This is a genomic window from Vibrio sp. 10N.247.311.12, assembly GCF_041467515.1.
In the GTDB taxonomy this organism is placed as follows: Bacteria; Pseudomonadota; Gammaproteobacteria; order Enterobacterales; family Vibrionaceae; genus Vibrio; species Vibrio crassostreae_C.
Map to the genome: position 1 here is coordinate 1 of NZ_JBFSUV010000044.1, position 16,168 is coordinate 16,168.

Sequence of the window (16,168 nt, forward strand, 5' to 3'; positions counted from 1 at the left end):
TCATAACCCGAAGGTCGTCGGTTCAAATCCGGCTCCCGCAACCACATTACAGTTAAACGCGATAGCGGTTAACTTATGCGATACTAGCTCAGTTGGTAGAGCGCAACCTTGCCAAGGTTGAGGTCATCGGTTCGAACCCGATGTATCGCTCCAGCTTTCTTCTAAAAAAGCTAATAAGTACTTTAAACCTCTGTGTTTAAAGGCGACCACAAAGGTCACGCTCTTTCTTTAATGCTGCGAAGCATAATCCCCCCAAAAAGCAAATAATCCTCCATCATGGTGGATATTTTTTTGTCTTAAATTTTTCTTAGCAACTGGAATGCTAGTAAACATCAGGTCTCTGAAGCAGATACTTGAGGTTTTTCACATCTATAAACAGACTTATCCACAAAATGTTAGGTGTGGATAACTTGGTTGATAAAGTTATTTCAGTCTTAATTCTTTACATATCCCTAAAAGATCTTTCTTGTTTTCAATATATTAGATGAATTGCAGAGATCGTAACTTGTTGTTTTTTATCAAGTTGGATGCCTATCTTGGATTTAATAAAAGATCGTTAACTTGTTGTTTTTTGATCTTAATCATTTATCGGTACTGTGTTTAACTTTGCTCGGGTGTCGGAAGTTTACGAGAGTTCTGAATTTTTTCCACATTGTTAGAATTGAGAACAAGGTCAAACATTGTTCTAAAATTATGTGCAACGAGTTGTCTTAAATATTGGACTATCGTTGTGGGTGTCGCTGTCAATCGTTGATACCAAAAGGGCTAGGCGTCTCTTGGTAGTCCTTTCTCTACTATACGTATCAGTCTGTGCTTTTTGGTGGAGATTTTGCTGTTACTTTTTTGCACACAGCTATTTTTCTGCGTAGAGCTATCTTCTTGCACACTGCTAGCGTTGGGTAACTGCTGTAGTTGTTTATTCAAAGCCCACTCAATATGCACATCAAGCATTTCGTTTTTGCCTTGATGAGACTCCAGGGTTTCAATAATGCGTTGTTGAAATGGTGCATTGCCCATCGCAACAAAGATATTGCGTAACCACTGGGTGTGGCCGATACGTCTGATTGCTGAGCCTTCCATTTTCTTTAGGAAGGTTGCTTCGTCCCAACTTGAAAGTGAAACCAGATCGGCTTCTTGGAAATCTTCTCTGCGGTGAAAGTCTGTTTGCTCTGTGAGTTCGGCATGACGATTCCACGGGCAAACTAACTGACAATCATCGCAACCGTAGATACGGTTACCAATGGCATCTCTATACTCTTCAGGGATCACACCATCATATTCAATGGTTAAGTACGAGATACATTTGCGAGCATCCACTACGCCATCAGCAATAATGGCACCCGTTGGGCAAGAAGTGATACATGCGGTGCATTTGCCGCACTCATCAACACTGGGTTCATCCGTGGGAAGAGGGATGTTAACTAACAGCTCCCCTAGAAAGAACCAAGAGCCAGCGTCTTTATCAAGAATTAATGAGTGTTTACCTGTCCAGCCCAACCCTGCTTTTTGAGCGAGTGGTCTTTCCAAAATGGGCGCTGAATCGACGAAAGGGCGTGAATCTAAACCCTCGACCTCTTTTTCAATTCTTTGTCCTAGCTTTTTCAACTGGTTACGGAACAATTTGTGATAGTCGCGGCCTAAAGAATAGCGGCTGATGTAGCCTTGAGTGGTATCGCTTAGGTTAGAGGCGAACTGAGCTTCTGGTGGTAGGTAGTTCATTCGAGCGCTGATCACTCGAATTGTGCCTGGGTGAAGTTCATCAGGACGTGCACGCATCATCCCATGTCGAGCCATCCAATCCATTTCGCCGTGGTTGCCAGCATCTAGCCATGCTTGAAGAGGGGCTTCGTGTTCACTTAAATCAACATCGCAGATGCCAACTTTTTGAAAGCCCAGCTCTTTTCCCCAGATTTTAATTTTTTCAGCAAGATGGTCTAGATTCATGGCTTATTTCTTATTTTCTCTGTTTTACAATTAGAGATAAGGCTAATTAAAATTAGGTTCGGCAAAAATGGGGGCGGATCTTAACGGATCTTAGTGGTGTTGACCAGAACAGACGCGTTTTGAGCAGTATTTTTCATAGAACTTACACTTGAGTGCTTGTCTCCCAAAAGCATCACGGTTTACTATTCTTGTTCTTTTGATTTTTATATAGTCAACGATCGATTTTTAGAGAACGTATTCATGAGCACGAAACAATTTACTTTGAAAGATGAACAAGCAACGATTCAATTAGGAACGGAGCTTTCGAATCTTTGCTCACAGCAGACGACTATTTATCTGCATGGTGATCTTGGCGCAGGCAAAACGACCTTTAGTCGTGGCTTTGTAAAAGCACTTGGCCATCAAGGAAATGTAAAAAGCCCAACGTATACTCTAGTTGAACCTTATCAACTTGCAGATTGGCAGGTGTACCACTTTGACCTTTATCGCCTAGCAGATCCTGAAGAGTTAGAGTTTATGGGAATTCGTGACTATTTTACGCCGGATGCTATCTGTTTGGTTGAGTGGCCTGAGAAAGGTTATGGGATGCTACCAGAAGCCGATTTGGATATTGATATTCGTTACCAAGACGATCACCGTATTGTTTCTTTAACCGCTAATAGTGAATACGGACAGCGCTTACTTAGTCAGTTGGAGTTATGTTGATTTCTAAACGCCTTATTTCAACAGTGGCCATGATGGCTGCTGTTTTTTCTATACTGTTTTCTTCACTTGTTTCTGCAAACTCACTGAAAAGTTTAAGGGTTTGGCCTTCTCCAGAAGAAACTCGTGTGGTTATCGACTTAAAATCAGAAGCGGACTTTAGCTATTTCACCCTGAGTAGCCCGAGTCGCTTAGTGGTTGATTTAAAAAATACCAGTCTTGCGACTAAGTTACCGGTCGAGGTGAAAGACAGCCCTGTTCTATCTAAGATTCGTAAGAGCTCACCGCCAGACAAAAACACCTATCGCTTGGTTTTTGAGTTAAAGAAGTCGTCTAAAGCAGAATTATTCAAACTGAGCCCGACCCCAGGTGGTCAGTATGGACACCGTTTGGTGATCGACTTACCTCATGGTGCGGCAAGTAAAGCGACATCGACACCGAGTAAGCCAACGGTAAGTAAGAACATTAATCAGGTTAAGCGCCAGAAAGATATTCTAATTGTGATTGATCCTGGCCACGGTGGTGAAGACCCAGGTTCGATTGGTCCTACGCGTAAATACGAAAAAGACGCGACTCTGAGTATTTCTAAGAAGTTAGCAGCTCAACTGAATGCGGTCCCGGGGATCAAAACTCGTATGACTCGTAATGCTGATTACTTTGTGAACCTGAATCGACGTGTTGCGATTGCTCGAGAGAATGAAGCTCACCTGTTGATCTCTATTCACGCCGACGCCTTTACGACGCCTCAACCAAGAGGTGGTTCAGTGTTTGTATTGAACACTCGACGCGCAAATACAGAGATCTCTCGTTGGATTGAGAATAAAGAGAAACAGTCTGAATTGCTTGGTGGTAGCGGTGCAGCGTTCACAAGCAATATTGATGATAAGAACGTAAACCAAACCCTGCTTGATTTGCAGTTTAGCCACTCTCAAAAAGAGGGCTACAAACTGGCAACGGCAATTCTGTCTGAAATGGGTAAGGTTGCGAAACTGCACAATAGCAAGCCGATTAACACCAGCTTAGCAGTATTACGTTCACCACAGATCCCATCAGTACTGGTAGAGACAGGTTTTATTTCGAATCCGACGGAAGAGAAGCTTCTTTTCCAACGTTCGCACCAAGATAAATTGGCACGAGCAGTGACTAAAGCGGTGGTTAAGTATTTGAAGGCTAACCCGCCTGAAGGGATTATCTTGTCTAACGCAACGTCATCAACGGGCAGCGTGAGCCAACATAAAGTCTCTCGTGGTGAGTCTTTGTCTGTGATTGCGAGCAAGTATGGTACGTCGACACAGACGTTGATGAAGTTCAACAATCTGAAATCGAGCAGCCTAGCAATTGGTCAAGTACTTAAGATTCCAGGCAGTGCTTCAACTTCATCATCAAGCAGTGCGGTTAAAACTAAGACCATCACTCACACGGTTAAGTCTGGAGAGTACCTAGGTAAGATCGCCAGCCGCTATAAAGTGTCGGTGGCTGATATTAAACGTGAGAACCGTTTGAAATCAGAGACGGTGAGAGTAGGCCAAAAGTTACGTATTACGGTTGAAGTTAAAGATGTTCCTCTGCGCAAACACAAAGTTGCAAGAGGTGATTACCTTGGCAAGATAGCTTCGAAATACGGCGTGAGCGTCAACAGCATTCGCCAAGCGAATAAGCTAAGATCTGACAGTCTAGCTATCGGCCAAGTGTTGATTATTCCTCACAAGTAGTCTTGGGAATGCTAAACAGCTTCAGGTATATCAATGATAAAAAATAAGAACTAGTGCAAACGTAGCAGCGTTTCCATCAATGGCAGTAAGGTAGCTATAAATATGACGATCAAAATACTGCCAGCTCGGTTAGCTAACCAAATCGCAGCGGGTGAGGTGGTAGAAAGACCCGCTTCTGTTGTAAAAGAGTTGGTTGAGAACAGTTTGGATTCGGGTGCCACTCGTATCGATATTGATATCGAGAAAGGTGGCGCCAAGATGATCCGCGTTCGTGACAATGGTAAAGGCATCGTAAAAGATGAGCTTGCCTTGGCACTGAGTCGTCATGCTACCTCCAAAATCCACACTCTTGATGACCTAGAGGCGATCGTCAGCCTCGGTTTCCGTGGTGAAGCGCTGGCGAGTATTAGCTCGGTTGCGCGCTTGACCATGACTTCACGCCCTGCCACTCAAGATCAAGCTTGGGCAGCACACAGTGAAGGCCGTGATATGCAGGTGAAACTGCAGCCTGCGGCGCATCCTATTGGCACTTCGGTTGAGGTGTTGGACCTGTTCTTTAATACGCCAGCACGCCGCAAATTCTTACGCACCGAGAAAACTGAATTCACCCATATTGATGAGTTGCTTAAACGCATCGCATTGAGTCGTTTTGATGTGACGATCAACCTTCGTCATAACGGCAAGATGATTCGTCAGTACCGCGCTGCAAAAACACAAGTTCAAGCAGAAAAGCGAATCGCTGCGGTATGTGGCAATCCTTTTGTTCGTCATATGCTTAAGATCGAACTTGAGCATCAAGGCCTAAAACTTCATGGCTGGATCACCACACCTGAAGGGGCCAGACAGCAAAGCGACCTGCAATACTGCTATGTGAATGGTCGTATGATGCGTGACAAGCTGATCAACCATGCGATTCGTCAAAGCTACGAAACCAGCCTGCGTCCAGACCAATTCGCGACGTATGTGTTGTTCATTGAACTCGACCCACATCAGGTGGACGTGAATGTCCACCCTGCAAAACATGAAGTGCGTTTTCATCAAGCGCGCCTTGTGCATGACTTTATTTACCAAGCATTGAGTGATGGTTTAGCACAGAGCAAGCAGATCGATGCTGCACCAATCAATCAGTCGGCTTTTCATCAGTCAGAAGTGATTCATCATCAGCAAGATAGTACGAGCTCTGCAGTTGATGGTGTTGCAAGTTTCGCTGAGCCAGAAAGCGTAATGCCTAGCAGTTCGGATCAAACCCAAGTTTCGGATAGGGTGCGACACGCTATTGAGCAAACGCCTGCCTACCCGAGAAAAGCAGAATCAGAGCACGCTTTTGATAAGCCTCAACACAGCGTTAATGATGGTGGGCGACATTATGTTTCATCAATTAGCCCAAGCTCATCAACCAGTCCAAGTTCATTAGCTGGCCGAAGCTCGTCTGCTAGTGAAAGCAACTTTACAGGCTCTCCTCGCCAAGAGTGGATTGAGTCTCGACCTGAACCTAAAAAAGAGAAAGAGCCACACCAACATCATGGTGAACCCGCGCCATCTAAGCGAGAAGTGAAAGCCTATACAGAGCTTCTGAAAACGCCAGATTTTGATGAGCAAGTTGTACAGCCTTCACTTTCTCAAGAGCATGTGGCACCAGTAGAAACCAGAGACAACTTAGAAAATAAAGAAAATAAAGAAGCTAAGCCTGCTCAACAGAATCCTGTTCATTTAAAGCCAAGAGCACCTGTAACGGACTTGGGCAAAGCGGTCTCGATTGTGGAACGTCAGTATCTGGTAATGGGCAATAAGAACGGCAGTGTGCTGGTTTCCTTAGCTAAGGCTGAGTTATTGCGTGTTGTTGGTCAGCTTGATACTCGAGGTGGTGCGTTAAAAAGCCAACCACTATTGGTGCCTTTATCGATTAAGCTGGGTAGTGAACTTGTCGAAGTTGCTAAGGCGCTGAGTCAAACTCTGGCATTACTGGGGATTGAGCTTAAGGCGCGAAACAGCGAGGCGGTAATGGTGATGGGCGTGCCTTCTCCTTTAAGGCAGCAAAACTTACAAATTTTGATCCCAGATCTGTTATCTTACGCGGCTTCAATAAATGCCCAGGGTGCAGTGAAGCAACCTAATGACATGTTGTCAGCTTTGGTTAACTGGATCGGGATTCAAACCGCACAAGTAAAAAGCGACTACACTTTATCTGAAGCGGTTCAACTAGTTGGGGAACTAGAACAACTTTGGCATGGTCTACTTCCATTAGATGATCCAGAGTTTGTTAATCCTATCGACTTTTCAGCGACTATAGCCGCGTTTACGGTTTAATTTTTTCGCGACGACCTTTGTCTTTTTAGCTGAATACGTCGCGACACAAAGCCCTTTGCTAAAAAGCGCTAAAACAGAGAAGCAAATACAAAATATCATGACTGAAAAATTACCTTTAGCGTTGTTTTTAATGGGCCCAACGGCGTCAGGAAAAACAGATTTAGCTATCCGCTTACGTCAGAAATACCCTGTAGAGATCATCAGCGTCGATTCGGCATTGATCTACAAAGACATGGATATTGGTACCGCTAAACCGGATGCGGAAGAGCTTGAGCTCGCGCCTCATCGCTTGATTGATATTTTGGATCCAAGCGAAGCGTATTCTGCGGCAGATTTTCGTCGTGATGCGATCAATGAAATGAATAAGATTGTAGCGGAAGGCAAAATCCCGTTACTTGTTGGTGGCACAATGCTGTACTACAAAGCATTGTTGGAAGGTTTATCGCCATTACCAGCCGCGGATCAAGAGATTCGTAAGCAGATTGAAGCGGAATCTATCGAACAAGGTTGGCAGGCATTGCACGATCAATTAAGAGAGATAGATCCCGTATCCGCTGAAAGAATACACCCAAATGATCCACAAAGGCTTTCAAGGGCATTGGAAGTTTACCGAATTTCGGGTAAAACATTAACAGAGCTAACTCAAACGAAAGGCGATAGCCTGCCATTTCGTGTAAAACAATTTGCAATAGCTCCCAAGGAAAGGACTGAACTCCATCGCCGCATTGAGCTGCGTTTCGAGAAGATGATAGAAGCTGGGTTTGAAGATGAAATGAAGGCGTTGTACGCGAGAGAAGATCTTCACCCTGAACTGCCATCGATCCGATGCGTTGGTTATAGGCAGATGTGGGATTATTTAGACGGTAATTGTGATTTAGACGAAGCGGTTTTCCGTGGTGTCTGTGCAACCCGTCAGTTGGCCAAGCGACAAATCACCTGGTTGCGCAGTTGGGATGATTTAACTTGGTTAGATAGCGAAAACATTGATCAAGCGTTAGAAACTCTTTCAGATGCAATAGCATCTGATTAGTATTGCTGTGTATAATGTGATCGCTTTTGCGTGAATATACTCTGGAAAGGATCCGTTATTGAGGCTTTTAAAAATCACAGCCTTTCAATAACAACGGAGTTTTTTTATTCATTTAGCTCAGATGCAAAGGCCGCACCTTTTTGTGCACCACTAGCTAAATAATTACAACAAAATACAAATAAGGAAAATAAAATGGCTAAGGGGCAATCGCTACAAGACCCATTCCTAAATGCACTCCGTCGTGAGCGCATTCCAGTCTCTATCTATCTTGTTAACGGCATTAAGCTGCAAGGTCAGATCGAGTCTTTCGATCAATTCGTGATCTTATTGAAGAACACAGTAAACCAAATGGTTTACAAGCATGCGATTTCTACTGTGGTACCTGCTCGCGCAGTTAGTCACCACAGCGGCGAGCAACGCACGCCATCTGATCGTCCAGAGAAGACTGAAGATTAATCGTTCAATTTGTACAGCTTGCGCTGTAATAAGGAGTTGGTTGCTTGTTTGACCGTTATGAATCCGGCGAGCGAGCCGTACTTGTTCATATCAACTTCACGCAAGAGGGAGAATGGGAAGATCTAAGCGAATGTGAAATGCTGGTCTCCTCAGCGGGGGTAGAAACGCTACAAGTGATTACTGGTAGCCGACAATCCCCACTCCCTAAATACTACGTTGGAGAAGGTAAAGCCCTAGAAATCGCACAAGCTGTTCAGCTAACCGGTGCTGAAATTGTGATTTTTAACCACTCCCTCTCTCCTGCCCAAGAGCGCAACCTCGAGCAATTGTGTAAATGTCGTGTGATTGATCGCACGGGTTTGATCTTAGATATCTTTGCACAACGTGCGCGAACTCATGAAGGTAAGCTACAAGTTGAGCTCGCTCAGCTTCGTCATATCTCTACCCGATTGATTCGTGGTTGGACTCACCTTGAAAGGCAGAAAGGTGGTATTGGTCTTCGTGGTCCAGGTGAAACTCAACTGGAAACCGATCGACGTTTGTTGCGTGACCGTATAAAGGCAATACTACGTCGTTTAGCGAAAGTTGCTAAACAGCGTGAACAAGGACGACGTGCTCGTAATCGAGCTGAAATCCCAACAATTTCTTTGGTTGGTTATACCAACGCAGGGAAATCAACACTTTTCAATCGCATCACAAGTGCTGGTGTTTATGCGGCAGACCAACTGTTTGCAACCCTAGACCCAACACTACGTAAGATTGATTTGGCAGATGTCGGGCCTGCAATTCTCGCAGATACCGTAGGTTTTATCCGTCATCTACCACACGACTTGGTCGCTGCGTTCAAGGCAACATTACAAGAGACGCAGGAAGCTGACATTTTGTTACATGTTGTTGATGCCAGTGATGACCGTTTTCGTGAGAACATTCAGGCTGTTCATGAAGTATTAGAAGAAATCGATGCTCATGAAGTGCCAACCCTTGTAGTCATGAACAAAATTGACTGCATGGAAGACCAAAAACCTCGAATTGAAAGAGACGAAGAGGGCGCACCTCGCGCTGTTTGGGTTTCTGCAATGGAAGGAGAAGGTATTGAGCTACTGTTTGAAGCTTTAACTGAGCGTTTAGCTAGCCAGATGGTTCAATTCCGGTTGTGTATTCCACATCAACATCAGGGTCGCATTCGCAGCTTATTCTTCGAGATGAAATGTATTCAACAGGAAGAGTATGATGAAAATGGTAACTTGTTGATAGATATCCGAATGCAACAAATAGATTGGTCTAAACTTGAAAAAAGAGAAGGGGCGCTCTTAGGTGACTTTATCGTTACCAAAGAGACTGCTACAGTATAACGTCATATCAAATGATGGAGCTTTCTAATGGCGTGGAATGAGCCTGGAAATAACAACAACGGCGATAATAACGGCCGCGATAATGACCCTTGGGGTAATAAAAATAATCGCGGCGGCCGAGATCAAGGACCGCCAGATCTAGACGAAGTGTTTAATAAACTAAGTCAAAAGTTAGGTGGCAAGTTTGGTAAAAAGGGTGGCAACGGTAACGGGCCATCTATTGGTGGTGGCGGTGCAATTGGCTTTGGTGTCATTGCCGTTATTGCTATTGCTATCTGGTTCTTCGCTGGTTTCTACACCGTTGGCGAAGCAGAAAGAGCAGTAGTACTTCGACTGGGTCAGTTCGACCGTATCGAAGAACCTGGTCTTAACTGGCACCCACGCTTCATCGATGAAATCAGTGATGAGCAACTAGTAAACGTTCAAGCGATTCGTTCTCTACGTGCTGCTGGCACGATGCTAACGAAAGATGAAAACGTTGTGACCGTTGAAATGGGTGTTCAATACCGTGTTTCTGACCCATACAAGTACTTGTATCGTGTAACGAATGCAGACGACAGTTTACGTCAAGCAACCGATTCCGCGCTTCGTGCGGTAATTGGTGACTCACTAATGGATAGTATCCTGACAAGTGGTCGTCAGCAGATTCGTCAAAGCACTCAAGAAACGTTGAACCGTATTATTGATAGCTACGATATGGGTATTCTGATTGTTGATGTGAACTTCCAGTCAGCACGTCCACCTGAGCAAGTGAAAGATGCATTTGATGATGCTATCGCGGCTCGTGAGGATGAAGAGCGTTTCGAGCGTGAAGCTGAAGCTTACCGAAATGACATTCTTCCAAAAGCAACAGGTCGTGCTGAGCGTTTGAAGAAAGAAGCGGTGGGTTACTCAGAGCGCACAGTTAATGGTGCTCTAGGTCAAGTTGCTCAATTCGAGAAACTGCTACCTGAATACCAAGCTGCTCCTGAAGTAACACGTAACCGTATGTACCTAGATACAATGGAAAAAGTGTACTCAAGCACATCGAAAGTCCTGATTGATTCTGAATCAAGCGGTAACTTGCTATACCTACCAATTGATAAGCTAGGCGCACAAGGTGGTTCTCAGTCGGGCTCTCGCCCTGCAAAAGCATCATCAACTTACGATCAAATTGAGTTAGAAACTCAAGCGGATCCAAAGCCTAGCACTCAAACTCGTTCAGACAGTTCACGCCAAGGGAGATACTAATAATGCGTAAATTAATGATCCCTGTATTAGTTGTGACGATTGCCCTTCTATTGATGTCAGTGTTTGTGATTCAAGAAGGTGAGCGTGGCATGGTAATTCGTTTTGGTCGAGTTCTCGATGACAACGGCGTATCACGAATCTATGAACCAGGTCTGCACTTTAAACTACCGATGTTTGATCGCGTAAAAGTACTTGATGCTCGTATTCAAACGATGGATGGCCGTTCTGACCGTTTCGTAACATCAGAGAAAAAAGACGTTCTAATTGATACTTACGCAAAATGGCGTATTGCTGATTTTGGACGTTTCTATCTGAGTACCGGTGGCGGTAATATCATGACGGCAGAAGCACTTCTTGAGCGTAAAGTGACAGATGTTCTTCGTTCTGAAATTGGTTCTCGTGAAATTAAGCAGATCGTGTCAGGCCCTCGTAACAAGGACATCCTGCCAGACTCTGCTGATAGCGAAGTCGTCACAACGGTAGCGGCTGCAGAAGCACTAGAAGTTGATGGCGAACGCGATAAGATCATGGAAAACGTTTTGTCTGGAACGGCAGAAAGTGCGATGGCTGATTTAGGTGTTGAAGTTGTTGATTTTCGTATGAAGAAGATTAACCTTCCTGACGAAATCAGTGAATCTATCTACCGCCGTATGCGTGCAGAACGTGAATCGGTTGCTCGTAGACACCGTTCTCAAGGTCGTGAGAAAGCGGAAGTTATCCGTGCTCAAGCTGAGCTAGAAGTGGCAACAGTTCTTGCTGAAGCTGACCGTACAGCTCGAATCACTCGTGGTGATGCGGATGCAGAAGCAGCGAAAATCTACTCTGATGCGTTCAGCAAAGATCCTGAGTTCTACGGCTTCATGCGTTCATTGCAAGCTTATGAGACATCATTTAGCGATAAGAGCGACATTCTAGTACTGGATCCGAAGACTGACTTCTTCCAATACATGAATCAAGCAAGCGGCGCTCCAGCAAAATAAGCTGATGCGTTAGCGAATGCTTAGCTTAATAAGCAAAATACGTTAAAACTTAAAAGGCTCCCATTGTGGGAGCCTTTTTGTTTTCTATGACTTCTTTCAGGAGGAGACATGTTTGTGGATTCACTATTGGGGCGCGAGGGAAGGCGCTTAACAGAGTGGTACTTATAAACAGATTAGTACTTATAGAAACTAACGGTAGGTCATGAAAGCGATAACCGCTCCAGCCACCACAAGACAGCCTCCAATGCGGCGCAGTTGCGTGTCTGGTTGCTCGCTCAGTTGCGCGACCATGTTTCTCCAGCCATTGGGTGCAATCAAGGGGCCGAGCCCTTCCACAATAAGTACGAGCCCAATAGCGAGCCAAATTGATTGAGACATGGTTCTGCCTTTTGTCTGTAAAAAAGCAATGATATCAGTATCTTTACACATCTGCCCCCAGTTATGGCTGGTTTATTTTTGTACAGCGTTAACGTTTATGAACAAAAAGTGACTGCAAGAAGTGTGATTCAGTGCTAGAATCCATTTTTAATTAGCAACAGAAATTGGAAAGATGGGAAATAACGTAGTCGTTCTAGGCACCCAATGGGGTGATGAAGGTAAAGGTAAAATCGTTGACCTTTTAACTGAAGATGCAAAATACGTGGTTCGCTACCAAGGCGGTCACAATGCAGGTCACACACTTGTAATTGACGGTGAAAAAACCGTTCTTCACTTAATTCCATCAGGCATCCTACGTAATAACGTTAAATGTGTTATTGGTAACGGTGTAGTATTATCGCCTGACGCACTTCTAAAAGAAATGAAGCCTCTTGAAGATCGCGGTATTCCAGTACGTGAACGTCTTTTCATCTCTGAAGCTTGTCCTCTAATTCTTCCGTACCACATTGCAATCGACAACGCGCGTGAAATCGCTCGTGGCGCTAAAGCTATCGGTACAACGGGTCGTGGTATCGGTCCTGCTTACGAAGATAAAGTTGCTCGTCGCGGTCTACGCGTTGGCGACCTTTTCGATAAAGAAGCATTTGCTGAGAAGCTAAAAGAAGTGATGGAATTCCACAACTTCCAACTAGAGCACTTCTACAAAGCTGAAACAGTAAGCTACGAAGAAGTTCTTGAGCAAGCGATGAGCTACGCAGATATGTTAACTGCGATGGTTATCGACGTAACTGACGAACTAGACGCAGCACGTAAGCGCGGCGACAAGATCATGTTCGAAGGGGCTCAAGGTACGCTACTAGATATCGACCACGGTACTTACCCATACGTAACGTCTTCTAACACGACTGCTGGTGGTGTTGCTGCAGGTTCTGGTTTCGGTCCTCGTCACATCGGTTACATCCTTGGTATTACTAAGGCTTACTGTACTCGTGTTGGTTCAGGTCCATTCCCTACTGAGCTATACGATGGCCTTGAGAAGCAAGACCCAGTTGGTAAACACCTAGGCGATGTTGGTCACGAGTTTGGCGCAACAACTGGTCGTCTACGTCGTACTGGTTGGTTCGATGCTGTTGCTATGCGTCGTGCAATCCAAATCAACTCTCTATCTGGTATGTGTCTAACTAAACTAGACGTTCTAGATGGCCTAGAAGAACTAAAAATCTGTACTGGTTACAAGATGAAAGATGGTTCTATCCTAGAAGTTTCTCCAATGGCTGCTGAGTCATTCGAAGAAGCGACGCCAATCTACGAAACAATGCCTGGTTGGTCTGAAAACACATTTGGTGCTAAATCTATCGACGCGCTTCCACAAGCTGCTCTAGATTACATCAAGCGTATCGAAGACCTAACTGGCGTTCCAATTGATATCGTATCAACTGGCCCAGATCGTAACGAAACTATCATCAAGGTTCACCCATACGGCGCATAATGCCTGCTGAGTGATTACCAGGCACGAACAGTGCTTTGATAATAAAATAGTTTTCTAAAAGCCGACTTTATTAAGTCGGCTTTTTAATACCTGCAATTTAGCCGTTCACTCTTTGATGGTGATCTTTTAAGCGTCATCAGGCAAAATATTGCCCATTAGCGGCAAGTTTTGTCTAAAGCCGCCGGGGTTATTGCCGATACAGATATCATGGAAAGTGAAGTTCACCCTGTTTTGTGCGTGTAGAAATCCTCTGCACCCCTCAATAGATAACTTTAGCGACAGATAATAGAGTGCAGGTATGAAGCTACGAATTGTGGCAGCTTCATTAATAATGGCGCTGAGCTCACCCTTGAGTCATGCTAATTTGGCTGATGTGGGAGAGCCCGTTCCAATATATACAGAAGCTGAACTGATTAATTTAATCGAAAATAATCAACATCTAGAGCGAGTGAAAGCTGATAAGTGCCAGTTAGTTGAAGATATCGTTGCTCGCGCAACGCGTATTAGCTTGCCTTCTTATGAGTTTTTATACGGTGATATGTTGGCTTGGGGTGTGTGTGTTCCACAAGATGTAGAGCTTGGCCTTTACTATATGGAGAACGCGGCACATCAAGGTTTACCCGCTGCATTAGAGCAGTTAGGTCGTTATTACTCTCGTGGTACTTTGGTACAACAAGATCAAGAGCGTGCGATTCCGTATCTACGTGAAGCGGCCTCTATGGGCAACTTAAGTGCGAGCATTCACTTAGCGGAACTCTTGTTACGTGACTACGGTAGCCCATTGGATTATGAAGATGCTTACCGTTGGTTGTATAATTCGGTAACCGCAGACCAAAGACAACACAGACGTATCACTATGCTTCGTAGCGGCCTGGAACAGAGAATGCCAGACAATATTATTGCTCGAGCAAAGCGTCGAGACGTGTTCTGGTAAGACAGATTATTGAATGAGCAATGATGATTAATGACTGCACTCGTTAATCATCTAAAAAACTCGTATTAAAAAGGCCTCGCTGAGATTCATCAGCGAGGCCTTTTTTGATCTGAACGGAAAACCGTTTATCTAATTCGGTAGCGTTATTGAACCACCTCACCAGACTCAATCACCGTTTCACGAACAACCTTAGTGAAATCGAGTGCTTCTTGACGAATCTTATCTTCGTCTACCGTTAGCATGTCGCGATCTTGCATGATGATCTTGCCATCAACGATGGAGTGACGAACATTGCCTGAGTTAGCTGAGTACACCAGTGCTGAGTATGGGTTGTAGACTGGAACCATGTTTGGCGCCTTAGTATCGATCACTATGATGTCAGCCAGTTTGCCTGCTTCAAGAGAGCCGATCTTATCTTCCATGTGCAGCGCTTTTGCTGCGCCCATGGTCGCCATGTCGATCACTTTGATCGGCGGCATCGCAGCACGATCTTTGTTAACTAGCTTGTGAACTTTAGCGACTTGGTTGAACTCATCAATGGTGCTCAGTGTGTTACCAGACATTGGGCCATCAGTACCTAAACCGATACGCACGTTCTCGTCATACATCTTAAGGGCAGGTGATACACCTTTTGCTGACTTGATGTTAGCACTCATGTTATGAGCCACACCCATATCCGATTTCTTCACCAGTTCGATATCATGTTCGTCAACGAGGATCATGTGTGCACCCACCAAGTTCTTGTTGAGTGCGCCAATGCTGTCCATGTATTGAACCGGGGACAATCCATCAGAACGCTCTGCGATTTTCTCTTCTTCACGGTGTGATTCTGCAAGGTGAATCATTACTGGAACATCTAACTCTAGGGAGAGCTTAGATATTTTCTGCAGGATCTCTGTGGTGTTGGTGTAAGGCGCATGCGGTGCAAACGCTGGTGTGATTCGCGGGTGATCTTTGTATTCTTCAATGAAGTTCAACGCGTACTTAATGCCTTCTTCGGCGTTGGCCGCATCGGCTACAGGGAACTTAATCACCGTTTCACCTAGGATGGCACGCATACCGATCTTATCGACGGTTTTTGCGACTTCATCTTCGAAGTAGTACATGTCGGCGTAAGTGGTCACACCGCCTTTCACCATTTCAACGTTACCTAGGTTGGCACCAATGCGTACCATGTCTCGCGATACTAGCTTCTTCTCTAGCGGAAAGATGTAACGGTGCAGGCGATCTGGCACATCATCGGCTAACGAACGGAAAACTGTCATTGATACATGAGTATGGGTATTGATGAGACCTGGCATAACGATATCGCCATCAACGTCTAACACTTGCTTAGCTTGGTACTGCTTCTCTAGTGAAGCATCACCAACCGCAATGATTTTGTTGTCTTTGACCACAACAGTACCGCTTTCATAAACCGTTTTGTCTTGGTTCATGGTTAGAACCATCGCATCGGTAATCATCAGGTCAGCCTTTTCCATTGCCGAACTTGCGAATGGGAACAGCGCTAGGCTCGCCATAGCTGAAGCCAATAAAGTGCGTTTTAGTTTCATATCATACCCAGAACAGGAGTTGGTAAAGTGCGTGGATAATAGTGTATTTCATTCATGGCACAAACGTTTGTTTTATCGTTTGCTTGAAATTTTGATGATAG

At 44.8% G+C, this 16,168-nt stretch carries 13 protein-coding genes and 1 tRNA gene; 11 read left to right on the plus strand and 3 right to left on the minus strand.

The window, feature by feature from the left end:
• Positions 1-77 precede the first annotated feature (77 nt).
• Positions 78-153, plus strand: a tRNA-Gly gene (locus AB6E30_RS17740).
• A 612-nt stretch (positions 154-765) separates the two neighbouring features.
• On the opposite strand, the gene queG is transcribed toward AB6E30_RS17740, so the two are convergent.
• On the minus strand, positions 766-1,944 hold the full coding sequence (gene queG / locus AB6E30_RS17745; protein ID WP_017059922.1) for a tRNA epoxyqueuosine(34) reductase QueG: 1,179 nt from the start codon (positions 1,942-1,944) through the stop codon (positions 766-768).
• A gap of 240 nt (positions 1,945-2,184) precedes the next feature.
• On the opposite strand from queG, the gene tsaE reads away from it, so the two are divergent.
• The 8 genes from tsaE to hflC all read left to right on the plus strand — a co-directional run bounded on the left by tsaE (position 2,185) and on the right by hflC (position 11,713).
• Entirely contained in the window at positions 2,185-2,649 is a 465-nt protein-coding gene (gene tsaE / locus AB6E30_RS17750; RefSeq protein ID WP_004735870.1) for a tRNA (adenosine(37)-N6)-threonylcarbamoyltransferase complex ATPase subunit type 1 TsaE, read from the plus strand.
• Entirely contained in the window at positions 2,643-4,358 is a 1,716-nt protein-coding gene (locus AB6E30_RS17755) for an N-acetylmuramoyl-L-alanine amidase (RefSeq protein ID WP_017067933.1), read from the plus strand. The genes tsaE and AB6E30_RS17755 overlap by 7 nt, the downstream gene beginning before the upstream one ends.
• Positions 4,359-4,460: 102 nt before the next feature.
• Entirely contained in the window at positions 4,461-6,665 is a 2,205-nt protein-coding gene (mutL, locus tag AB6E30_RS17760; protein ID WP_372104678.1) for a DNA mismatch repair endonuclease MutL, read from the plus strand.
• A 97-nt stretch (positions 6,666-6,762) separates the two neighbouring features.
• Positions 6,763-7,695, plus strand: a complete 933-nt coding sequence (gene miaA / locus AB6E30_RS17765; protein ID WP_017059926.1) for a tRNA (adenosine(37)-N6)-dimethylallyltransferase MiaA — start codon at positions 6,763-6,765, stop codon at positions 7,693-7,695.
• A gap of 192 nt (positions 7,696-7,887) precedes the next feature.
• On the plus strand, positions 7,888-8,151 hold the full coding sequence (gene hfq / locus AB6E30_RS17770) for an RNA chaperone Hfq (protein ID WP_017059927.1): 264 nt from the start codon (positions 7,888-7,890) through the stop codon (positions 8,149-8,151).
• 44 nt (positions 8,152-8,195) lie between these two features.
• A complete protein-coding gene (gene hflX / locus AB6E30_RS17775; RefSeq protein ID WP_017059928.1) occupies positions 8,196-9,503 on the plus strand; it encodes a ribosome rescue GTPase HflX in 1,308 nt (435 codons plus the stop codon).
• Between the two features lie 27 nt (positions 9,504-9,530).
• Complete coding sequence (gene hflK, locus AB6E30_RS17780; RefSeq protein ID WP_017063176.1) at positions 9,531-10,733, plus strand: FtsH protease activity modulator HflK; 1,203 nt, start codon at positions 9,531-9,533, stop codon at positions 10,731-10,733.
• 2 nt (positions 10,734-10,735) lie between these two features.
• On the plus strand, positions 10,736-11,713 hold the full coding sequence (hflC, locus tag AB6E30_RS17785; protein ID WP_017059930.1) for a protease modulator HflC: 978 nt from the start codon (positions 10,736-10,738) through the stop codon (positions 11,711-11,713).
• A gap of 189 nt (positions 11,714-11,902) precedes the next feature.
• Here the strand turns inward: hflC and AB6E30_RS17790 are convergent, their stop codons facing one another.
• Complete coding sequence (locus tag AB6E30_RS17790) at positions 11,903-12,091, minus strand: DUF2065 domain-containing protein (RefSeq protein ID WP_010434105.1); 189 nt, start codon at positions 12,089-12,091, stop codon at positions 11,903-11,905.
• A gap of 172 nt (positions 12,092-12,263) precedes the next feature.
• On the opposite strand from AB6E30_RS17790, the gene AB6E30_RS17795 reads away from it, so the two are divergent.
• Both AB6E30_RS17795 and motX read left to right on the plus strand, forming a co-directional pair.
• The gene (locus AB6E30_RS17795; RefSeq protein WP_010434108.1) at positions 12,264-13,580 is read left to right on the plus strand and encodes an adenylosuccinate synthase; all 1,317 of its coding nucleotides are present in this window, start codon (positions 12,264-12,266) and stop codon (positions 13,578-13,580) included.
• A gap of 298 nt (positions 13,581-13,878) precedes the next feature.
• Positions 13,879-14,514 (plus strand): flagellar protein MotX, encoded by a 636-nt coding sequence (gene motX / locus AB6E30_RS17800; protein WP_372104680.1) that lies wholly within the window; start codon positions 13,879-13,881, stop codon positions 14,512-14,514.
• 143 nt (positions 14,515-14,657) lie between these two features.
• On the opposite strand, the gene AB6E30_RS17805 is transcribed toward motX, so the two are convergent.
• Positions 14,658-16,067: an amidohydrolase gene (locus AB6E30_RS17805; protein ID WP_017065627.1), complete on the minus strand. Its 1,410-nt coding sequence runs from the start codon at positions 16,065-16,067 to the stop codon at positions 14,658-14,660.
• Positions 16,068-16,168: the final 101 nt, after the last annotated feature.